The organism is Variovorax sp. SRS16 (assembly GCF_901827165.1).
Classification (GTDB): Bacteria; Pseudomonadota; Gammaproteobacteria; order Burkholderiales; family Burkholderiaceae_C; genus Variovorax.
The window spans coordinates 3,387,683-3,408,469 of the sequence record NZ_LR594666.1; the positions used below are offsets into that span (position 1 = coordinate 3,387,683).

Here is a 20,787-nt window from a genome sequence, read left to right on the forward strand (position 1 = left end):
GAGTCAACGATTTCCCCACATGTCCCGCAAACCCAAAAAAGGCTATTTCGTCCGCGGCCAGTTCGTGGCGGAAGGCAGTGAGCTCGATCTGGAGCTCAAGCGCGAGCTCAAGGGCACCGATGCCGCCAGCAAGACCGATCTCAAGCGCGAGAGCACGGAGCTGCAGGCGCTGGGCGAAGCCCTGCTCGGGCTGCGCGCCGGCCTGTTCGACAAGCTCGACCTCGGCGAGAAGCTGCGCGACGCCATCGAAGAGGCCCGGCGCATCACCAATTTCGAAGGCAAACGCCGCCAGATGCAGTTCGTCGGCAAGCTGATGCGCGGGCTCGACGCGGCCACGCTCGATGCGGTGCGCGCTGCGCTCGACGAGCAGAACCGCGGCCCGGCCCAGGAAACCGCCGCGCTGCACGATGCCGAGCGCTGGCGCGACCGCATCATCGCCGACGACGACGCGCTCGGCGGCTGGATCGAAACCCATCCCGACACCGACGCCCAGCAGCTGCGCGCGCTGGTGCGCCAGGCGCGCAAGGACATCAAGGCCGGCCCGCCCGGCGAGGCGCCGCGGCAGGCCAAGGCCTACCGCGAGGTGTTCCGGATCGTGCGCGCGCAGCTAAGCGTGCACGGCACGGATGACCATGCCGCAGAAGCCGCCGAGCAATCGCGCGAGGAGGACGCATGATCAAGCTCACCCCCAGGCTTGCCCACTTCGTGTGGCCGCCAACCCCCGCTGGGGGCAACACCAGCGGCCTGGCGAAGCCAGTTCCGCGGTGTTCCTGGTCTTGGCCGCGCCAGTCTTGTCCGCAGCGCACCGGGAGTCTCTGACATGGACCCCGTGCATATCGGCATCGTCTCGGTCAGCGACCGCGCATCGAGCGGCGTCTACGAGGACAAGGGCCTGCCCGCCCTGCAGGAATGGCTGCAGCGCGCACTGCGCAATCCGATCACCTTCGCGTCGCGGCTGATTCCCGACGACCAGGCCGCCATCAGCGTCGCGCTGATCGAGCTGGTCGACGCCGGCTGCGCGCTGGTGCTGACCACCGGCGGCACCGGGCCGGCACTGCGCGACGTAACGCCCGAGGCCACGCTGGCCGTCGCGCACAAGACCATGCCCGGCTTCGGCGAGCAGATGCGCCAGATCAGCCTGCACTTCGTGCCGACCGCGATCCTGTCGCGCCAGGTCGCGGTGATCCGCGACAAGAGCCTGATCATCAACCTGCCCGGCCAGCCGAAATCCATCGCCGAGACGCTCGAAGGCCTGAAGAACGCCGACGGCTCGCAAGCCGTGCCCGGCATCTTCGCCGCCGTGCCCTACTGCATCGACCTGATCGGCGGCCCCTACCTCGAGACCGACGACACGGTGTGCAAGGCCTTCCGGCCCAAGTCGGCGATCAGGGCAGCAGCTCGAACTTGAGGTCCGCAAGCGGCATGACCTTCTCTTCGCGCACCATCTTGTATTCGGTGTTCGGGCCGAGCCACTTCGCCCACAGCCGGTCGAGCTCGCCCGACTTCTCCAGCGCGTAGAGCGCCGCATTGACCTTGGCGAGCAGCACCGGCTCGTCCTTCTTCATGCCGATGCCGATCGGCTGCAGCACCATCGGATCCTTGATCATCTTCAGCGGCACGCCGTCGGTCTTCGACTGATTGACCAGCTTGGTGATGGTCATGGTGTTGGCGACCATGCCGACCGACTTGTTCTGCTGCACCGCCATGAAGGCCGAGCCCGTGTCCTGGAAGGTCACCGGCTCCGAGCCGTTCATCTTGATCGACAGCTCCGAGGTCGAGCCCTTGGTCGAGCTCAGCCGCTTGCCCTTGTAGTCGGCCTTGGTGGTGCCCGGGTCGGAGGCCTTCACCGCGAGCATTTCCTTGGCGACGTAGTACGGATCGCTGAACTGGATCTGCTCGCCGCGGCTCTTGGTGTAGGCCAGGTTGGCGATGGTCACGTCGACGCGGCCGAGCTTGACCTCGGGCACGCGCGCTTCCACCGAGAGCGGCGTGACCTTGGCAGTGACGCCGAGCTGCTTGGCCAGCGCATTGCAAAGATCGACGTCGTGGCCGACCATCTCGCGCGTCTTCGGATCCGGCGCGGCGAAGGGCGGCACGTCGGCGAAGGTGCCGCATCGCAGCTCCTTGCGCTGGCTGATCTCGTCCCACTGGTCGGCATGGGCCAGCAAGGACAGCACGGAAAGGCTGCAACCGATGGCGGCGAGACGAAAGACGGTCTTCATGGTGATGGACTCCTGGTTGAAGATGAAACGAGAAACGGGAAACACCGCGGATCCGGCTTCGCCGGTCCGCCGGTGTTGCCCCCTGCAAGGGGGTTGGCGAAGCGACACGAAGTGCGCGAAGACTGGGGGTGTGCCATCAATGCGCTCGCAGATCGGACAAGAAGCGCTTGGCACGCGGATGCTGAGGGCTGTTGAAGAAGGTCTCCGGATCCGCCTCTTCAAGAATCCGCCCCGCGTCCATGAACCACACGCGATCGGCCACGTCGCGCGCGAAATTCATCTCGTGCGTGACGCACATCATGGTCATGCCTTCGTCGGCGAGGCTGCGCATCACCGAGAGCACCTCGCCCACCATCTCGGGGTCGAGCGCGCTCGTGGGTTCGTCGAACAGCATCGCCGGCGGCTCCATCGCGAGCGCACGCGCGATCGCCACGCGCTGCTGCTGGCCGCCCGAAAGCTGCGCCGGATAGGCGCCCGCCTTGTTCGAGAGGCCGACACGCTCCAGCAGCTGCGCGGCCTTGGCCTTGGCATCCGCGCGCTTCACGCCGAGCACGCGCATCGGCGACAGCATGATGTTCTCCAGCACCGACAGATGCGGGAACAGGTTGAAGCTCTGGAACACGAAGCCGATGCGGCTGCGCAGCCGGTTGAGCGCAGCGCTTCGCATCGGCGCGTGAATGTCGTGGCCGTCGAACAGCAGTTGCCCCTTGCCGATCTCTTCCAGCCGGTTGACGGTGCGGATCAAGGTCGACTTGCCCGAGCCCGAAGGCCCGCACACGACCACCACCTCGCCCTTCTTCACCTCGGCGTTGATGTCGGCCAGCGCCTGGTAGTCGCCGTACCACTTGTCGATGTGGGAGAACAGGATCATGGCATCGGTACCGGAAGCGGAAGTCATGCAAAGTCTCCTCAGGGATTCGCGACGATGGGCGGCGGCAGGGACACGTCGCCGCCGGGCAGCGCCGCCGTCTTCGCGCCGAGCCGCTTGTGGGCGATGCGCCGCTCCACCCACTGCGCGAGTTGCGTGAGGCTGAAGCAGACGACGTAGTAGGTCATCGCCAGGATGAAGAAGACCTGGAACGGCTTGGTCAGCAGCTGGTTGTTGATCTGGTTGGCCGCGAAGGTGAGTTCCTGCACGTTGATCACGTAGCCCAGCGTGGTTTCCTTGATGGTCGAGATGAACTGGCTCAGCATGCTCGGCAGCATGTTGTAGAGCGCCTGCGGCAGGATCACCGACCACATCGTGCCGAGATGGCTGTGGCCGAGCGCGCGCGCGGCTTCGGTCTGGCCCTTGGGCAGCGCCAGGATGCCGGCGCGCACCACCTCGGACAGGTAGGCGCCCTCGTAGATCACCAGCGTGCACAGCATGGTGGTGAAGCCCGAGACCTCGCGCCCGACCAGGATCGGCACCAGGAAGTAGACCCACAGGATCACCATCAGGAGCGGCACGCCGCGCACCACGTACACCAGCACCGCCGCGGGCCAGCGCAGCGCGCGCCAGGGCGACAGCCGCGCCAGCGCCAGCAGCACCGACAGCGGGAAGGCCAGCACGATGCCCAGCACCGACAGGATCAGCGTGGCGACGATGCCGCCGAGCGGGCCGCTCGGATACTGCCCGACCAGCAGCAGCAGCCAGTTGTCGCGAAGGATTTCGTAGACGCTGTACATCGCTCACCTCGCTCCGACGATGCGATAGCGCCGGGCCAGCCACGCGCCGCCGGCCATGATCAGCAGCGAGAAGAACAGGTAGAGGAGGGTCGCCACGCTGTAGGCCTCGAAGGCGCGGAAGCTCTGGCTCTCGATTTCCTTCACCGCATGCGTCAACTCGGCGACGCCGATCGCCATCGCGAGGCTGCTGTTCTTGAACAGCGACACGCTGTGATTGACCAGCGCCGGCACCGCGTTGCGGATCGCCTGCGGCAGCAGCACATGGCGCATCGCGCCGATGTAGCCGTGGCCCAGCGCACGCGCCGCCTCGGACTGCCCGGGCGGAATGGAACGCAGACCGGAGCGCATGTCCTCGCTGAAGTACGCGGCCTGGCAGAGGCCGAGCGCGACGATCGACAGCAGCAGCTCGGCGTTGTGCGCCGAAAGCCAGCCTTGCAGCGCATCGGGCAGCAGGCTGAAGATGCCGAAGTACCAGAACATCAGCTGCACCAGCGTCGGCACGTTGCGGTGGTAGGAGACATAGGCCGCGACCACGCGCTCGGCCACCGGATTGGTGGTCAGCCGCACCACCAGCAGCACCAGCGCGATGGCCATCGCGAGCAGCCACGAGCCGGCTGCGATCTCCAGCGTTGCCTCCACGCCGTGCAGCAGCATGGCGCCGAATTCCGGCTTCATCAAGACGGCGATCAGGTCGAAGTCCTTCATGCGCGTTCCCGGTTGCGTGGTGGTTGCGGGAGGACCGTGCCGCTCAGGCCTGCGGCGCCTCGGGCCGCGCGGTGGACAGGCCGCCCGGCACCTGCAGCGTGGGCGTGATTTCCATGTGGCCGACGTTGACCGCGATCGGCGCCGCGATCGCGAAGGCGATCGCATCGGCGATGTCCGCGGCCTGCGGCAGCTCGAAGCCGTCGATGAAGCGCGCGCGGATCTCGTCCGAATCGCCATGCACGTGCGCGAAGATGTCGGTGGCCACGCGGCCCGGGCAGATCTCGGTCACGCGCACGCGCTTGCCGTAGGCATCGATGCGCAATTGGCGCGACAGCATGCTGACCGCGGCCTTGGTTGCGTGGTAGGTGCTGTTGCCGCCGAAGTTGTAGGCCGCCGCGATGGAGCTGATGTTGACCACGTGGCCGCGGTCGCGCGCCACCATGCCCGGCAGCACCAGCCGGCACAGGTGCAGCACGGCGCGCAGGTTGACGTCGATCAGCAGGTCGATGCCCTCGGCATCCGCCTTCAGGATCGAGCCCGGCCGGTCGACGCCGGCGCTGTTGACCAGCACGTCGAACTCGACCTTCTTCGTCAGCGCGGTGATGCCCGCGAGATCGCTGACGTCGATGGCCTGCGGGATGCAGCCGGTGCGTTCGGCCAGCTCGGCCAGCTTGCCGGCACTGCGCGCCAGCGCGTGGACCGTGAGGCCTTCCTTGCACAGGCGCTCGACCACCGCGGCCCCGATGCCCGAGGAGGCGCCGGTCACCAGTGCGGTCTTGTAATCGGAAAAAGGCATCTTCGGTTCCTTGTCTGTCTGTGCTGTTGAATTCACTGTATCGAGCGGCTTCGCGACACGCCAAGACGGATTGGCTGTGGAGCAATAAGACACCCTTATGTCATGCAAGCTGGCGCGAGATCGGCACGATGCGCCCGGCCTGTTCGACCACCTCGCGCACCGCGCGCGCGAGTGCCACCGCGCCCGGCGTATCGCCATGCAGCAGGATCGAGTTCGCCTTCATCGGAATCGTCTGGCCGTCGTAGGCGGTGACGGTGCCCTGGGCCAGCAGCTGGCGCACGCGGGCCAGCACGATGTCGCGGTCATGGATCACCGAATCGGGCAGCTTGCGCGGCACCAGGAGACCGTCGGCATGGCAGGCGCGGTCGGCCAGGAAGGTGATCGCGACGCGCAGGCCGCAATCGCGCGCCGCATCCTCGATCGCGCGGCTGGCCGAGGTGCTGACGATCAGCGCGGGGTCGAAGTCCGCGACCGCGCGCACCAGCGGCCCGGCCAGCGCGGCGTCGGCCGCGGCCATGTTGCCGAGCGCGCCGTGGAAGCTCATGTGCGTCATGCGGTGTCCCGCGGTGCGCGCCATGCCGGCCAGCGCACCGAGCTGGTAGAGCACGTAGCTCGCGAGCTCCTTCACGTCGATCTGCATCGGCCGCCGCCCGAATCCGAGCAGGTCGGGAAAACCCACATGCGCGCCGACATCGACGTCGCGCGCCTTCGCCATGCGCACCGTGCGCTCCATGATGACCGGATCGCCGGCATGGAAGCCGCAGGCCACGTTGGCGGAGGAGACGATCTCCAGCAGCGACTCGTCCTCCCCCATGCGCCAGGGGCCGAAACCCTCGCCGAGATCGGCGTTCAGATCGATGTCCATGGTGTAGCTGTCCTTCGTTGGTGCTTCAGGGCGCTTGCAGTTCGACCAGTGCCGTGCCGTAGCCGACCAGCGTGCCATCAGCCGCGCGCATGGCCGCGACCACGCCGTCGCGCGGCGCGGCGACCGGCAGCAGCAGCGGGCCGATGCGCAGCAGGCCCACGGGCTGTCCTGCACGCACGCATTCGCCCGCGCGCACGAGGGGCCCTTCGGCGAGCGGATGGCCGTGCAGGAACACGCCGACCGAGGGCGCGGCGATCGCCGTGCCCGGCGCCGTCGCGCGCGCGGCGGGGCGCGGGTTGTCCAGCCGCACCGTGCCGCCCGGCATGCGCAGCTCCAGCAGGCCGATGTCGGTCTGCGCGAGCCAGGCCGTGAGCTGTTCCAGCTCGGCGGGCGTCTTCATGATGCGACCGCCGGCGATCCGCGATGCAGGCCGACCATCCGGCCCACCTTGCACAGCCAGGCCTCGGTTTCTTCCAGCGCGGCGACGGCCTCGTCCCAGTTCGTCTCGACGAAACGGATCCGGCTGCCGATCGGCGCCTGGCCGAGGCGCCACAGATCGGCCTCGATCACCGTGCCGAACTTCGGATAGCCGCCCGAAGGCTGCGCGTCGCGCATCTGGATGATCGGCTGCCCGCTGTGCGGCACCTGGATCACGCCCGGCACGATGCCGTGCGAGCGCATCTCCATCGGCGCCACCGGCCGCAGCGCCTCGCCTTCGAGGCGATAGCCGTAGCGGTCGCTCTGCGCGGTGATCTTCCATGGCTTCGACCAGAACGCGGCGCGCGAGGCCTCCTCGAAGCGCAGGTATTCGGCCGCCGGCAGCACGCGCACCGCGGGCACGCCATCGACATCGAGCGGCAGCGCCAGCGCCGGCGGGACCAGCCCGAAGCCGGTGACGCCATCCGCGCCGGCGCGCGCGGCGCGCAGCACGTCGCCGCGGCGCAGCGCGCGGCCCTCGTGGCCGCCGAAGGCGCCGCGCAATTGCGTGCTGCGCGAGCCGAGCACCTCGGGCACGTCGATGCCGCCGGCCACGCACACCATCGCGCGGCTGCCGCGCCGCGCGCCGCCCTGCGGCAGCCCCAGCGTGAGCACCTGGCCGGCCCGTGCGCGATGCGCCCACCAGGGCAGCAAGGCCTCGTCGTCGAGCCGCGCGGCGCAGTCGGCGCCGGTCAGCGCGAAGGCGCAGTCTTCATCGAAGCGCAGCTTGAACGGGAACACCGGCACCTCGATGCCGGCCGCGTTCGCGTCGTTGCCGAGCATCAGGTTGCCGGCCGCGAGCGCAAGCTTGTCCATGGCGCCGGAGCTGCCGACGCCCCATCGCAGGCTGCCGTTGCGGCCCAGGTCCTGCACGGTGGCGAGCGCGGTGGCGGAAAGGATCTCGATCATCGAAGCACCTTCTGCACGCGAAAGCGGATCATGTCGCCGGGCTGCAGCATCGCGGGCGGGTCCTGCGCGGGATCGAAGAAGCACATCGAGGTGCTGCCGATGGTGTTCCAGCCGCTCGGCCCGGCCGAGGCCGACACGCCGGTCTGCGCGCCGCCGATCGACACCGCGCCACCCGGGATGCTCAGCACCGGCACCTTGCGCCGCGGCGTGGCGATGCGTGCGTCCATGCCGCCCAGATAGCAGTAGCCCGGGTGGCTGCCGAGCGCATACACCGGGTACAGCGGCGCGCTGTGCAGCTCGACGATCTCGTCCACGCCGAGTCCAGTGTGCGCGACCACGTCCGCCATGTGCGGGCCGCCTTCGCCGCCATAGACCACCGGCAGCTCGACCACGCGGCCTTCGCGCGACAGCGCGTGCACCGCGTCCCATGCCGCGATCAGTCGCGCCTCGAGTGCCGCCACGTCGCGCGGCGGCCGCACGAAGCTGAGCATCAGGTTGTTCATGCCGGGCACCGCTTCACGCACCTCGGGCCAGCCCTCGGCCTCGTGCGCCAGCGCCCAGATGCGTTGCTGCGAATTCAATGTGAGTTCGCCCGGCGCCTCGAACAGCATCGCGCTGGTGCCAAGCAGACTGGTGGCCGCATGCGATGCATTCATGCGGCACTCCCCGCGGCGAGCCAGCGTTCGAGATGATGGATGTCGACGCCGCCGGCATCGAAGCCCGCGTCGCGCAGGATGCGCCGATGCAGCGGCACGTTGGTCGCGATGCCCTCGACGCGCATCTCCGACAGCGCGAGGCGCATGCGGTCCAGCGCATCGGCGCGCGTCGTGCCCTGCACGATCAGCTTGGCGATCATCGAGTCGTAGTACGGCGGCACGCGGTAGCCGGCGTTGGCATGCGAATCGACGCGCACGCCGAAGCCGCCGGGCATCTGCCAGCCGGTGATGCGGCCGGGCGAGGGCGCGAAGGTGTCGGGGTCTTCGGCATTGATGCGGCATTCGATCGCATGGCCGTGGCAGCGCACGTCGGCCTGCGTGAAGCCGAGCAGCTCGCCGCGCGCCATGCGCAGCTGCTGCTGCACGATGTCGATGCCGCTGGTCATCTCGGTCACCGGATGCTCGACCTGCAGCCGCGTGTTCATCTCGATGAAATAGAAGGCGCCCTTCTCGTAGAGGAATTCGAAGGTGCCGACGCCGGCATAGCCGAGCTGCCGGCAGGCCGCCGCGCAGCGCTCGCCGACCTCGGCGATCAGCGCCTCGTCGATGCCGGGCGCGGGTGCCTCCTCGATCACCTTCTGGTGGCGCCGCTGCAGCGAACAGTCGCGGCTGCCGAGCCACACCGCGTGCCCGTGCTTGTCGGCCAGCACCTGGATCTCGACATGGCGCGGATGCACCAGAAACTTCTCGATGTACACCTCGGGATTGCCGAAGGCGCGCCGTGCTTCTTCGCGCGTCAGCGCCAGCGCGTCGAGCAGCCCTGCCTCGTCGTGCACCACGCGCATGCCACGTCCGCCGCCGCCGCCGGCGGCCTTCACGATCACCGGGTAGCCGACCTCGCGCGCCAGCGTCTTGATGGCGGTGGGATCTTCAGGCAGGCCTTCGTCCGGCCCGGGCACGCAAGGCACGCCCGCACGCCGCATCGCACGCTTGGCCGCGACCTTGTCGCCCAGCGTGCGGATGCAGGCCGCACTCGGCCCGACGAACACCAGGCCCGCTTGCTCGATGCGCTCGGCAAAGCCCGCGTTCTCCGACAGGAAGCCGTAGCCCGGATGGATCGCCTGCGCACCGCTGACCTCGGCCGCGAACAGGATCGCGCTCTGGTTCAGATAGCTTTGCCCCGGCGCCGCCGGCCCGATGCACAGCGCCTCGTCGGCCTGCGCGACATAGTCCGCCTCGCGATCGGCCTGCGAATACGCGACCACGGTGCGCAAGCCGAGCCCGCGGCAGGCGCGCAGGATGCGCAAGGCGATCTCGCCGCGGTTGGCAATCAGGACGGTGTCGAACATGGCATCCATTCCTCAGGCGAAGCGGAACAGCGGCTGGCCGGCCTCGACCTCGTCGCCCGAGGCCACCAGCACCGACTGCAGCACGCCGTCGCGCTCGGCGCGGACTTCGTTGAACACCTTCATCGCCTCGATCACGCACAGCGTCTGGCCGGCCGCGACCGCCTGCCCGGCTTCGACAAAGGGCGGATCGCCGGGCGTGCCCTGCAGATGCACCACGCCGTACAGCGGCGCCAGGCATTCGGCGGACGTTGCAGCCCGCAGCGCGGACGCCGGCGCGTCGATGCCCGGCGCGATCGCAGCCGGCGCCGCATGCTTCGCAAGCCGCAGCGTCCAGCCGTTCTCGCTGAATTCCAGCTCCGACAGCGCCGACGCGGCGAGCGCATCGATGAAGGTCTTGATCTGTTCCTGGTTCATGCCGGACCCGTCGCTGCGACGGAAGCTCCTTGGTGGCCGACGCATTCCGCGAACGCGTGACGGCAGGCATGAAAGGTAGCCCGTCTGGCGCCCGAGGCCAAAGACGGATTGGCTGTGCCGGGATAAGGGTGCCTTATGACAAGGCGCTGAGGGCCGGTTCGGGCGCCGAGGGCACGGTGGCGGCAAGGTCGGTGACCAGCTCGAGCAGGATGTCCTTCACCGCCTGCGCCGGCTCCGACAGCGGCAGGTGGTCCGACTGGCACAGCGCGAGCGGCGCCTCGATCACCGGATCGACGATGCGGAACTGCCAGGCGCCGCAGGCCGCCACCACCTCGCGCGCCATCGAGGCCGGCAGGATGGTGGCGCCGAGCCCGTCGGCAATGGCCGCGGTGAGCGTGAAGGCCGACTCGATCTCGGCCACCACGCGCGGCGCCATGCCGAGGCGCCCGAAGGCCTCGCTCACCAGCTTGCGCACCACGTTGTAGGGCCGCGGCAGGAACAGCTCGATCTCGCCGAGGTCGGCCAGCCTCACCGGCTGCGCCGGCACCGGCATGGAGGCCGGGCCGACCAGGAACAGCGGCTCTTTCAGCAGCGGCAGGAAGGACAGCCCATGGATCGCCTTGTCGCCGTAGAGCACGGCCAGGTCCATGCGGCCATTCATGATCAGCTCGCTCAGCGTGGTGCCGTAGTTCTCGTTGAGGTAGAGCAGGATGCCGGGATGGCGCGCGCGCACCGTGCGCAGCAGGGGCAGCGACAGCGCCGAGGCCGCCGTGCCCGGCGCCAGGCCCACCGACACCTGCCCCGACACGCCCTGCCCGGCCGCTTCCATGTCGACGCTGGCCTGCTCGCACTGGCGCAGGATGATCTGCGCATGGCGGTACAGCACCTTGCCGGCCTCGGTCGGCGTGACACCGCGCTTGGTGCGCACCAGCAGTTGCTGGCGCACCTCGCCCTCGAGCGTGGCCAGCTGCTGGCTCAGCGCAGGCTGGGCAATGTAAAGAACCTCGGCCGCCTGCGTCAGGCTGCCGATGTCCACGATCTTCACGAAGTATTTGAGGCGCCGCAGGTTCACGCCGTGTCCCCATGCAAAAGCCGAGCCTAGCACCGGCCCGCGGGGGCGCCTACCCGGGCTCACCATAAGCACTGCCTATAGAACCAGAGCGATCTTGTCTTGGCCTTGGACGCGCGATGACCGTACCGTGGAGCCTGTCCACCCCGCCGCATCCCAAGGAAGACCATGACCGCCTTACGCATCGCTGCCCGCGTGCGCCGCATCAAGCCCTCGCCCAGCACCTCCGCCGCCGACCGCGCCAACGAGCTGCGCCGCCAGGGCCAATCGATCGTCAACCTCGTCGTCGGCGAGCCCGATTTCGACACGCCGCCCCACATCCGCCAGGCCGCCGCAGCCGCGATCGAGAAAGGCGCGACGCGCTACACGCTGATGGCGGGCACGGTCGAACTGCGCCAGGCCATCGCCGCCAAGCTCGAACGCGAGAACGGCCTCGCCTACGCGCTGAACGAGATCATCGCCACCAGCGGCGCCAAGAGCGCGATCTACAGCGCCTTCGCGATCACGCTGGAGCCGGGCGACGAGGTCATCATCCCCGCCCCCTACTGGGTGTCGTACCCCGACATGGTGCTGGCCTGCGACGGCACGCCGGTCACCATCGCCTGCCCCGAGTCGCAGGGCTTCAAGCTCGCGCCGGCGCAGCTCGAAGCGGCCATCACGCCGCGCACGCGCTGGCTCCTGATCAACTCGCCGAGCAATCCCACCGGTGCCAGCTACACGGCCGACGAATACCGCGCGCTGGCCGAGGTGCTGGCGCGGCATCCGCACGTGATGGTGATGACCGACGACATCTACGAGCACATCCGCTTCGACGGCCGGTCGACGCCGCACATCCTCGCGGTCGCGCCCGTGCTGCGCGATCGCACGCTGGTGGTCAACGGCGTCTCCAAGACCTATGCGATGACGGGTTGGCGCATCGGCTATGCGGCCGGGCCGGCCGTGCTGATCCAGGCGCTGGACACGCTGCTGTCGCAATCGACCGGCAACTGCTGCTCGGTGAGCCAGGCCGCCGCAGCCGCCGCGCTGAACGGCGACCAGGGCTTCGTGGCCGAGAGCGTCGCGATCTACAAGCAGCGCCGCGACCGCACGCTGTCCTTGATCAATGCGATCCCCGGCCTGAGCTGCGCGACGCCGCCCGGCGCCTTCTACCTCTACGTCCGCTGCAGCGGCCTGATCGGCAAGACCACGCCGCAAGGCAAGGTGCTGAACGAGGACGGCGACGTCGTGATGTACCTGCTCGAAAGCCAGGGCGTGGCCACGGTCGCCGGCACGGCCTACGGCCTGTCTCCTTACTTCCGGTTGTCGATCGCAACCTCCATCGAGATCCTCGAGGAAGGCTGCGCGCGCATCGCCCGCGCCGTCGCCGAGCTGCGCTGAGCGCCCGCACCCCACGCTTGACCAAGGACACCCCATGCAATTCAAAGGCATCCGCAAGAACCCGTCGGCCCCGCAGGTCGACGCCAAGATCATCGCCGCGCTGCGCGACATTCCCGTCGCCGCCTTGAGCGACAACATGCACCGCAACATCGGCAGCGTCGGCCTGCAGCCCTACCACCGTCCCGGGCCGGCAACGATGGCCGGCACGGCAGTGACGCTGAAATCGCGCGGCGGCGACAACCTCACGCTGCTGCGCGCCTTCGAGTTCTGCCGGCCCGGCGACGTGATCGTGATCGATGCCGACGGCGACGTGACCAATGCGGTGATCGGCGGCATCCTGTCCTTCTATGCCGCGACGATCGGCACCGTCGGCGTGGTGCTCGACGGCGCGATCCGCGACCTGGCCGAGATCCGCGAGCGCGACTTCCCGGTCTATGCGCGCGGCGTCAACCACCGCGGCCCGTACAAGGACGGACCCGGCGAGATCAACGTGCCCGTGTCGGTCGGCGGCATGCTGGTGCGTCCCGGCGACATCGTGGTCGGCGACCAGGACGGCCTGATGGCCTTCGCGCCCGAAGAGGCCGAGCTGCTGATCGAGAAGGCGCGCGCGCATCTCAAGGCCGAAGCGGAAACCATGCGCGCGATGAAAGAAGGCCGCTGGGACCGCTCCTTCATCGACGCGCTCGAAGCGCGCTGCGCCAACTAGGACGAGCGCCGCACGCAGCTTCAGTGCAGCGCGTGCAGGCCGGCCTCGCGTTCGAGCCGGTCCACGAGTTCCAGCAGAATGGCCTTGACCGCCTGCGCCGGCTCCGACAGCGGCAGGTGGTCGGACGCGCACAGCGACAGCGGCACCTCGATCGTCGGCGACACGATGCGGCGCAGCTCGACCGCCGCCATGGCGGCCACGCCGCGCGCCATCGAGACCGGCAGAATCGTCGCGCCCACGCCCGAGGCGATGGCCGCGGCCAGCGTGTTCGACGACTCCATCTCCGCCACCACGTGCGGCACGATGCGCGCCGACGCGAAGGCCTGGTCGACGTGCTTGCGCAGCTGGTTGCTCGAACGCGGCAGCAGCAGGTCGACGTCGCGCAGTTCGGCCAGCGCCACCTCGTCCTCTTGGCCCAGCATGCCTTCGGGCGCCACGACGAACAGGTCTTCGGTCAGCAGCGCGTCGAAGGACAGGCCCTGCATGACGCGCTCGCCGCCGTACAGCACGGCCATGTCCATGCGGCCGTCGCGCACCACGTCGCACAGCGTGGTGCCGAAGTTCTCGTTGATGTGCAGCACGATCTGCGGGTAGCGGCCCTGCACCGTCTGCAGCAGCGGCAGCGCGAGCGCCGACGCCGCCGTGCCCGGCGCCAGTCCGACCGAGACCTGGCCCGACAGCGCGCGCCCGGCGTGGAGCACGTCGGACTGCGCCTGCTCGAACTGGCGCAGGATGATCTGGGCATGGCGGTAGAGCGCACGGCCGGCCTCGGTCGGGACCACGCCCTTCTGCGTGCGCAGCAGCAGCTGCTGCCTGAACTCGCCTTCGAGCGTCGCGAGCTGCTGGCTGAGCGCCGGCTGCGCGACGTGCAGCACCTCGGAGGCCTGCGTCAGGCTGCCGACATCGACGATCTTCACGAAATACTTCAGACGCCTGAGATTCAAAGCGAGGCCTCGTGCTTGCTTCTTGGGGTGTGTTTCAAGCAAGCATCGAGCCATCGCTCGGAGGCGTCAACCGGGGTTACGATCAGCGCGATGACGGTGAATTTCAAGACCTTGAAGAGCTTCGTCACCGCCGTGGATGCAAGAAGCCTTTCTGCCGCGGCGCATCAGTTGGGCGTGGCGCAGTCTGCATTGAGCCAGCACATCGCATCGCTCGAGGACCACTTCAGGCACAAGCTGCTGAACCGCTCGAATGCGGGCGTCACGCCGACGCGCGCGGGCAGCGAACTGTATCGGCATGCGCAGCTGATCCTGAGCCATCTCGAGCAGGCGGAGCGCGACCTTGCCGAGCGCAGCGATGCGAGCTTCATCGCGGGCGCGGTCTCGGTGGGCCTGGCAACCTACAGCACGGCCTCGATCCTGTCGATGCCGCTGCTGCAGGCGGTGCGGCGCGAATATCCGCAGGTCAACCTGTTCATCAACGACAACTTCGGCCTGGTGCTGAGCGAGATGGTGATGACGGGTCGCATGGACATGGCGATCATCTATGCGGGCAGCCCGATCAAGGGGGTGACGCTGCAGCCGCTGCTGACCGAGGAGCTGTTCCTGATCGCGCCGGCGGGCATGCCATTGCCCGCGTCCGACGACCAGACGATCCCTCTGCGCGCGCTGGCCGGCATCGACATGCTGCTGCCGAGCCGCATGCATTTCCTGCGGCGGCTGCTGGACGACGAGTTCGCGCGCATCGGCATCGCGCCGCGCATCATTGCCGAGATCGAGTCGGCCTCCACGCTGCACCAGGCGATCGATGCGGGGCTCGGCGCGACGGTGCTGCCTTCTGCCTTGGCCGATATGTCATCGGGCAACAGGCAGCCGGTGATCCGGCGCATCGTCGAGCCGGACCTGCAGGCGACGATCTCGCTGTGCGTGACCGATCATCTGCCGATGTCGGATCAGGCGGATGCGGTGTTGCGTATCTTGCGCAAGCAGATCGACGATCTGTTCGTCGAGGGGCGGTTTATCGGGATACGGGCTGCTGACTAGTTTTGCGGTTCTTGCCCTGTGGAAGGAGCGCCCGGTCAGCGGCGCGGGCTTCGTTGGTGTGCGAGCGCTGCTGCGCCTTCGGCGCCGGGGTCTTGCTCCCTCTCCCTCCGGGAGAGGGCTGGGGTGAGGGCACCGGGCGATGGATGGGGTCGCACCGTTTCCAAGGCCCGCGCCCTCACCCTAACCCTCTCCCGAAGGGAGAGGGGACAAGAAAGAGGAAAGCAAGCTGCGACGGTATTCAACGCGGCGCGGAAAGCCCCCGCATCGCCGCCACACCCTCGACCACGAACGGATCCGCATGGTAGTAAAGCAGCTGCGCCCCCATCGACACCAGATGCTCCACATCGTGCCGAACAACGAGCGTGCCCGCGACCTTGCCCGCCGCACGAATACGCCGCAGCGTCTCGTCGACCAGGTCCAGCGCCGGCTGCGGACGCCGCTTGCCGGCCGCGACCGAAGGCGAATAGCCCATCGACTGCGACAGATCCCCAGGCCCGACGAAGAACACGTCGATGCCCTCCACCGCCAGAATCTCGTCGAGGTTGCCCACCGCCTCCACCGTCTCGACCATCGCGATCAGCAGCTTGCTCGCATGGTCGTCCGGCACCGCATAGCGGAAGGTGTGCACCACCTGGCGCGCGATCTCGGCCGTGTGGATCAGCGGCACCATCACGCCGTCGGCGCCCGCGTTGAGGCAGCGCGTGAGGGTCGAGCGCTCCTGGTTCTGCGGCCGCACGATTCCGAAGCCGCCCGCATAGCGCGCGGCCTTGGCCATGTGGTGGATATCCTCGAAGCTCGCGAGGCCGTGCTCGCAGTCGATGAAGACCGAGTCCGCGCCCGAGCGCACCAGCTTCTCGCACAGCGTCGGCGAGATGTGGTTGGGGTTGACCATCAGCACGCTGTCGCCGCGCGCCAGCCGCTCGTGAAGTGATTTGCCGTTCATCGTGTCGTCTCTCATTCGTTCAGGGTTTGCCGGCCGTGCCTTCGGGCGCGCCGAGCCAGCGGCTGATCTCGATGTCGGGCCCCTGGTCGCGCGCCAGCGTCGGGCTGATCACCAGTTGCTCGATCGTCGTGCCCTGCGGCAGCGTGCAGGCCAGCAGGATCGCACGCGCCACATCGTCGGGCGCGACCATCGCGGCGCGCTCCGATGCCGTCGGCGGGCGCACGCGCGTGTCCATGATCGGCGTGTCGACTTCGCCCGGCAGGATCGTCGTCGAGCGGATGTTGTGGTTGCGGAAGGTGCCGTGCATGAAGCCCATCAGGTTGAGCACCGCCGCCTTGGCCGCGCCATACGGTGCGCCGCCCAGCAGGTTGGGCCGCACCGCGGCCAGCGACGAGACGGTGACGATCGTCCCCGCGCCCGCGGCCAGCATGCCGGGCAACACCGCCTGCATCAGCACGTAGACGGCCGTGAGGTTGACCGAGATGGCCGACTCCCAATCGTCCGGCTCGATCCAGCGGATGTTGCGCACGCGGCTGGTCAGGCCCGCGTTGTTGACGAGGATGCCGACGGCGCCGATCTCGGCCTCGATCCATCGGACCAGATCCTGGAGTTGCTCGCGCTGCTGCAGGTCCGCCTGCCGCGCCCAGGCCTGGCCGCCGGCGGCGTGGATCTCGGCCACCACCGCGTCGAGCGGTTCCTTGCGCCGGCCCATCACCACCACGCGCGCGCCCTCGGCCGCGAGCCTCCGCGCGGTCGAGCGGCCGATGCCGGAGCCGCCGCCGGTGACCAGCGCGACCTGGCCCTTCAGTGCCGTGCCGGCGCTCATGCCGCCACCTTGACAGGCTTCGCGGGCACGGCCGCTTCGTAGCCGTAGTCGGCCAGCGCGCCTGCCGTGCTGATCAGGCCCTGCCGCAGATCGTCTTCGATCTGCAAGCGCGAACGCTGCCCCGCATCGCCCCAGCCGCCGCCGCCCGGCAGCTCGATCGTGAGGCGCTCGCCGGGGGCGAGCACCAGCCGGCCTTTCGCAAACACCGGCTGGCCGTCATGCATCACGGCGCCGTTGCGGCCCGCCTGTCCGCCGAGCACGCCGAGGCACGGGTACTTCACGTGCTCGGTGCTCAGGTAGATGTTCATCTCGCGGTCCGACAGGTTGCGGATCACGCCGCGCTGGCCGAGCCCACCGCGGAATTTGCCGGGGCCGCCCGAGTCGGGAATCAGCTCCTTGCATTCGGTCAGCACCGGCACCGCGAGCTCGTACATCTCGATCGGCGTCACGCGACAGTTGGACGGAAAGCTCAGCGTGTCGAGCCCGTCCATCGACGACCGGCCGCCCTGCCCGCCATGGAAATTCTGCGCGCTGCCGTAGGCCGTCCCATCCGAGCGCTGGCCCTGGCAGTTGATGCCCCAGATCGGCGCGCCGCCGCTGTCGCCCATCGCGCCATCGGGCACCACGTCCTGCAGCGCCTTGAAGATCAGGCTCGGGATGCAATGGCCCACCAGGTTGCGCGCCGCGCCGGCCGCATGCGGGCGCGGGTTGAGGATCGAGCCCGCAGGCGCCGAGTCGGTGAGCGCGACCATGCAGCCCTCGTTGTTGGGCGTGTCCGGATCGAGCAGACACTTGAGCGCATACACGCTGTGCGCGACGCGGTAGTGCGGCACGACGTTGATGCCGCGCGCGACCTCGGGCGAAGTGCCGGTGTAGTCGACGTGGATCGAGTCGTCGCGCACCTCCACGCTGACGCACAGCTTGACCTCGGTCTCGAAGCCGTCGATCGTCATGTCGGCCTTGTAGCTGCCGTTGGGCCAGGCCGCGATCGCCTTGCGCATGTGGCGCTCGGAGCGGCTGAAGATGGCCTCGCCGAGTTCGTCGCAGTCGTCGAGGCCGTATTCGTCCATGAAGCGGGTCAGCTCGCGGCACATCACCTCGTTGGCCGCCACCATGCTCTGGATGTCGCCGCGCACCTCGTGCGGCAGCCGCACGCTGGCCTCGATGACCGAGAACACGTCGGTGTTGGGCTGGCCGGCCTTGAACAGCTTCAGCATCGGGATGCGGATGCCTTCCTCGAACATGTCGGTCGAATCGGGCGACTGCGGCCGGCCGCCGATGTCGGGCAGGTGGGCGATGCTGCCCGCGTAGGCGACGATCTTGCCGTGGCGGAAGATCGGCGTGAGCATGACCATGTCCGGCAGGTGGCCGGTGCCGATCACCGGGTCGTTGGTGGCGAGCACGTCGCCGGGCTCCAGCGACTCGGGTGGAAAGGCCGGCAGGAAATAGTTCTGCGCCGCCATCGGCAGCGTGGTGATGAACACCGGGATCGACCAGGTGCACTGCGCCAGCGCGCGGCCCTTGGCATCGAGCAGCACGTTCACGTAGTCGTGGTTCTCGCGCACGATGGGCGAGAAGGCGGTGCGGCCGAGTGCGCTGTCGGCCTGGTCGGCGATGAAGACCAGGCGGTCCCACATCACCTGCAGCGTGATCGGATCGTTGAAGTCGGGTCGGAGGATGGGCATGGCATGGGCCTTCAGGACAGAAGCATGATCAGGTTGTGCTGGGCATCGAGCGAGGCGCTGGCGTTCGGGCCCATCACCACGGTCGACTCGCGCTGCTCGATGATGGCCGGCCCTTCGACCGGCACGCCGGGCACCAGCGCGTAGTGGTCGTAGACCGGCACATCGACGAACTTGCCGAGCTCGGAGAAGAACACCGGCCGCGTGCCCTTGCGCGGATCACGCACGGCACCGGCCTCGCCGCGCAGGCCGGCGAGGGACACCTCGCCCTTGGGGCCGCTGGCGCGGATGCGCCAGGTGATGATCTCGGCATCGGTGCCGGTGACGGCGCGCCCGTACAACGCGACGTAGTTGGCATGGAAGCGCGCCGTGAGCTCGGCGAGGAAGGCCGGATCGGCCGGATCGAGATCGGGCAATGCGACCGAGATCTCGTAGCCCTGCCCCACATGGCGCATGTCCACCGTGTAGCTGAAGCCGATGCGGTCGGCCGGCACCTTGCTCGCCAGCACCACCTCGCGGCCCTGCGCCGCGAGGCTGGCCTTGACCACGTTCACCGCGCTCGGGTTCCAGGCCGACAGCCGCATCGGCAGGCTGGTCGACAGGTCGGCCGCGACCGGCGCGCCGAGCAGGCCGATGGCCGAGGTCACGCCCGCGCCCAGCGGGCAGATCACCTTGCGGATGCCGAGCTTGCGCGCCACGCCATAGGCATGCACCGGGCCGGCGCCGCCGAAGGCGATCAGCGGCAATGCGCGCGGATCGACGCCGCTGTCGGTGGCCTGCATCGAGGCCGCCTCGGCCATGCTCTCGTTGACCATGTCGTGGATGCCCCAGGCGCAGCGCTCGGTGCTGATGCCGAGGTCATCGGCCAGCCGCGCCATCGCAGCCTTGGCCGCCGGCCGGTCGAGCGCGAAATCGCCGCCGAGGAAGGATTTCTCGTCGAGGTAGCCGAGCAGCAGGTCGGCATCGGTGACGGTAGGCTCGGTGCCGCCGCGGCCATAGCAGGCCGGGCCCGGCGCCGCCGCGGCACTGCGCGGGCCGACGCCCAGGAGCCCCAGCTTGTTGCGCGCCGCGATGCTGCCGCCGCCGGCGCCGATCTCGATCATGTGGATCGACTGGATCTTGAGCGGGAAGCCGCTGCCCTTGCGGAAGCGCTCGTGCCGCGCCACCTCGAGGTCGTTGGCCACCATCGGCTGGCCGTTCGGGATCAGGCACAGCTTGGCGGTGGTGCCGCCCATGTCGAAGGACAGCACGCTCTGCTCGCCGGCCTGGCGCGCATAGTCGGCCGCGGCCACGGCGCCGGCGGCCGGGCCGGATTCGATGAGGCGCACCGGCGTGCGCGAGGCCGAGGAGCTCGGCACCACGCCGCCGCTGGAGGTCATCCACAGCAGTTGGCCTTCGACGCCGCGCTGCGACAGCTCGCGCTCGAGGTGGTTCACGTGGCCCACCATCATCGGCCGCGTGTAGGCATTGACCACGGTGGTCGAGGCGCGGTCGTACTCGCGCACCTCGGGGCACACGGTCGACGACAGCGACACCGAGATGCCGGGCGCCACCTCGGCCAGCAGCTCGGCGACGCGGCGCTCGTGCTGCGCGTACTTGTAGGCATGCAAGAGGCACACGGCGACCGACTCGACATTCTTCTCGAGCAGCGTGCGGCCGATGGCGCGCACGCCCTCCTCGTCCAGCGCCTTGATCACCGTGCCGTCGGCCGCGATGCGTTCGTCGACGCCGAAGCACAGCTCGCGCGACACCAGCGGCTCGGGGTACTGGATGCGCAGGTCGTAGAGGTCGTAGCGGCCTTCGGTGCGGATGCGCAGCATGTCCTGGAAGCCGTCGGTGGTGATGAAGGCGGTGTGCACGCCGCGGCGTTCGAGCACCGCGTTGGTCACCACCGTGGTCGCGCCGAGGATCTGCAGCGTGCCGGCGCCGGCCGCCTTGCCGGCGTGCCTGGCGCGCACCTTGGCGAGCAGCTCGTCCACGCCCTGCAGCACGGCGCGCGCCGGCGCATCGGGCGTGCTCAGCACCTTGTGCAGCAGGATGCTGCCGTCGTCCTCGGTCATCGCGAAGTCGGTGAACGTGCCACCCGTGTCGAATGCCAGTTTCATGCCTTTCAGCTCCTTCAGTGTTCGGTTGGATTG

22 protein-coding genes are annotated in these 20,787 nt (G+C 68.9%); 5 read left to right on the forward strand and 17 right to left on the reverse strand.

The window, feature by feature from the left end; all coding sequences use genetic code 11:
• The first annotated feature begins 19 nt into the window (after positions 1 to 19).
• Together yjgA and mog are read left to right on the forward strand one after the other, a co-directional pair.
• On the forward strand, positions 20 to 676 hold the full coding sequence (gene yjgA, locus E5P2_RS16365; RefSeq protein WP_162568181.1) for a ribosome biogenesis factor YjgA: 657 nt from the start codon (positions 20 to 22) through the stop codon (positions 674 to 676).
• A gap of 144 nt (positions 677 to 820) precedes the next feature.
• Positions 821 to 1,408, forward strand: a complete 588-nt coding sequence (gene mog / locus E5P2_RS16370; protein WP_162568182.1) for a molybdopterin adenylyltransferase — start codon at positions 821 to 823, stop codon at positions 1,406 to 1,408.
• On the opposite strand, the gene E5P2_RS16375 is transcribed toward mog, so the two are convergent.
• The 12 genes from E5P2_RS16375 to nac (E5P2_RS16430) form a co-directional block, all read right to left on the reverse strand.
• On the reverse strand, positions 1,386 to 2,222 hold the full coding sequence (locus tag E5P2_RS16375; RefSeq protein WP_232077086.1) for an ABC transporter substrate-binding protein: 837 nt from the start codon (positions 2,220 to 2,222) through the stop codon (positions 1,386 to 1,388). The genes mog and E5P2_RS16375 overlap by 23 nt on opposite strands.
• Positions 2,223 to 2,358: 136 nt before the next feature.
• Entirely contained in the window at positions 2,359 to 3,093 is a 735-nt protein-coding gene (locus E5P2_RS16380; RefSeq protein ID WP_162570514.1) for an amino acid ABC transporter ATP-binding protein, read from the reverse strand.
• A gap of 38 nt (positions 3,094 to 3,131) precedes the next feature.
• Positions 3,132 to 3,890: an amino acid ABC transporter permease gene (locus E5P2_RS16385; RefSeq protein WP_162568183.1), complete on the reverse strand. Its 759-nt coding sequence runs from the start codon at positions 3,888 to 3,890 to the stop codon at positions 3,132 to 3,134.
• Between the two features lie 3 nt (positions 3,891 to 3,893).
• A complete protein-coding gene (locus tag E5P2_RS16390) occupies positions 3,894 to 4,595 on the reverse strand; it encodes an amino acid ABC transporter permease (RefSeq protein WP_162568184.1) in 702 nt (233 codons plus the stop codon).
• 43 nt (positions 4,596 to 4,638) lie between these two features.
• Positions 4,639 to 5,391, reverse strand: a complete 753-nt coding sequence (locus tag E5P2_RS16395) for an SDR family oxidoreductase (RefSeq protein WP_162568185.1) — start codon at positions 5,389 to 5,391, stop codon at positions 4,639 to 4,641.
• Positions 5,392 to 5,491: 100 nt separating this feature from the next.
• Complete coding sequence (locus E5P2_RS16400) at positions 5,492 to 6,256, reverse strand: LamB/YcsF family protein (RefSeq protein WP_162568186.1); 765 nt, start codon at positions 6,254 to 6,256, stop codon at positions 5,492 to 5,494.
• Positions 6,257 to 6,281: 25 nt separating this feature from the next.
• On the reverse strand, positions 6,282 to 6,656 hold the full coding sequence (locus E5P2_RS16405; RefSeq protein WP_162568187.1) for an acetyl-CoA carboxylase biotin carboxyl carrier protein: 375 nt from the start codon (positions 6,654 to 6,656) through the stop codon (positions 6,282 to 6,284).
• Entirely contained in the window at positions 6,653 to 7,642 is a 990-nt protein-coding gene (locus E5P2_RS16410; protein WP_162568188.1) for a biotin-dependent carboxyltransferase family protein, read from the reverse strand. Before E5P2_RS16410 ends, E5P2_RS16405 begins: the two co-directional genes overlap by 4 nt.
• Positions 7,639 to 8,298 (reverse strand): 5-oxoprolinase subunit PxpB, encoded by a 660-nt coding sequence (gene pxpB / locus E5P2_RS16415; RefSeq protein ID WP_162568189.1) that lies wholly within the window; start codon positions 8,296 to 8,298, stop codon positions 7,639 to 7,641. The genes E5P2_RS16410 and pxpB overlap by 4 nt, the downstream gene beginning before the upstream one ends.
• A complete protein-coding gene (accC, locus tag E5P2_RS16420) occupies positions 8,295 to 9,647 on the reverse strand; it encodes an acetyl-CoA carboxylase biotin carboxylase subunit (RefSeq protein WP_162568190.1) in 1,353 nt (450 codons plus the stop codon). The genes pxpB and accC overlap by 4 nt, the downstream gene beginning before the upstream one ends.
• 12 nt (positions 9,648 to 9,659) lie before the next feature.
• A complete protein-coding gene (locus tag E5P2_RS16425; protein ID WP_162568191.1) occupies positions 9,660 to 10,061 on the reverse strand; it encodes an acetyl-CoA carboxylase biotin carboxyl carrier protein in 402 nt (133 codons plus the stop codon).
• A gap of 133 nt (positions 10,062 to 10,194) precedes the next feature.
• Positions 10,195 to 11,133: a nitrogen assimilation transcriptional regulator NAC gene (nac, locus tag E5P2_RS16430; RefSeq protein WP_162568192.1), complete on the reverse strand. Its 939-nt coding sequence runs from the start codon at positions 11,131 to 11,133 to the stop codon at positions 10,195 to 10,197.
• Between the two features lie 165 nt (positions 11,134 to 11,298).
• On the opposite strand from nac (E5P2_RS16430), the gene E5P2_RS16435 reads away from it, so the two are divergent.
• A complete protein-coding gene (locus E5P2_RS16435) occupies positions 11,299 to 12,507 on the forward strand; it encodes an aspartate transaminase (protein WP_162568193.1) in 1,209 nt (402 codons plus the stop codon).
• A 34-nt stretch (positions 12,508 to 12,541) separates the two neighbouring features.
• Positions 12,542 to 13,213 (forward strand): RraA family protein, encoded by a 672-nt coding sequence (locus tag E5P2_RS16440; RefSeq protein ID WP_162568194.1) that lies wholly within the window; start codon positions 12,542 to 12,544, stop codon positions 13,211 to 13,213.
• Between the two features lie 20 nt (positions 13,214 to 13,233).
• Here E5P2_RS16440 and nac (E5P2_RS16445) read toward each other — a convergent pair whose 3' ends face one another.
• A complete protein-coding gene (nac, locus tag E5P2_RS16445) occupies positions 13,234 to 14,157 on the reverse strand; it encodes a nitrogen assimilation transcriptional regulator NAC (RefSeq protein ID WP_162568195.1) in 924 nt (307 codons plus the stop codon).
• 90 nt (positions 14,158 to 14,247) lie between these two features.
• Between nac (E5P2_RS16445) and E5P2_RS16450 the strand changes: the two genes are divergently transcribed.
• Positions 14,248 to 15,198 carry a LysR substrate-binding domain-containing protein gene (locus tag E5P2_RS16450; protein ID WP_162568196.1) on the forward strand — a complete coding sequence of 317 codons (951 nt, stop codon included), beginning with the start codon at positions 14,248 to 14,250 and terminating at the stop codon, positions 15,196 to 15,198.
• A 238-nt stretch (positions 15,199 to 15,436) separates the two neighbouring features.
• Here E5P2_RS16450 and E5P2_RS16455 read toward each other — a convergent pair whose 3' ends face one another.
• The 4 genes from E5P2_RS16455 to E5P2_RS16470 are packed head-to-tail and all read right to left on the reverse strand — an operon-like array spanning position 15,437 to position 20,754.
• Positions 15,437 to 16,141 carry an HpcH/HpaI aldolase family protein gene (locus E5P2_RS16455; protein ID WP_162568197.1) on the reverse strand — a complete coding sequence of 235 codons (705 nt, stop codon included), beginning with the start codon at positions 16,139 to 16,141 and terminating at the stop codon, positions 15,437 to 15,439.
• 19 nt (positions 16,142 to 16,160) lie between these two features.
• On the reverse strand, positions 16,161 to 16,967 hold the full coding sequence (locus E5P2_RS16460) for an SDR family oxidoreductase (protein WP_162568198.1): 807 nt from the start codon (positions 16,965 to 16,967) through the stop codon (positions 16,161 to 16,163).
• Positions 16,964 to 18,652 (reverse strand): hydantoinase B/oxoprolinase family protein, encoded by a 1,689-nt coding sequence (locus E5P2_RS16465; RefSeq protein WP_162568199.1) that lies wholly within the window; start codon positions 18,650 to 18,652, stop codon positions 16,964 to 16,966. The genes E5P2_RS16460 and E5P2_RS16465 overlap by 4 nt, the downstream gene beginning before the upstream one ends.
• A gap of 11 nt (positions 18,653 to 18,663) precedes the next feature.
• Positions 18,664 to 20,754, reverse strand: coding sequence for a hydantoinase/oxoprolinase family protein (locus tag E5P2_RS16470; protein ID WP_162568200.1), 2,091 nt, complete (start codon positions 20,752 to 20,754; stop codon positions 18,664 to 18,666).
• Positions 20,755 to 20,787: the final 33 nt, after the last annotated feature.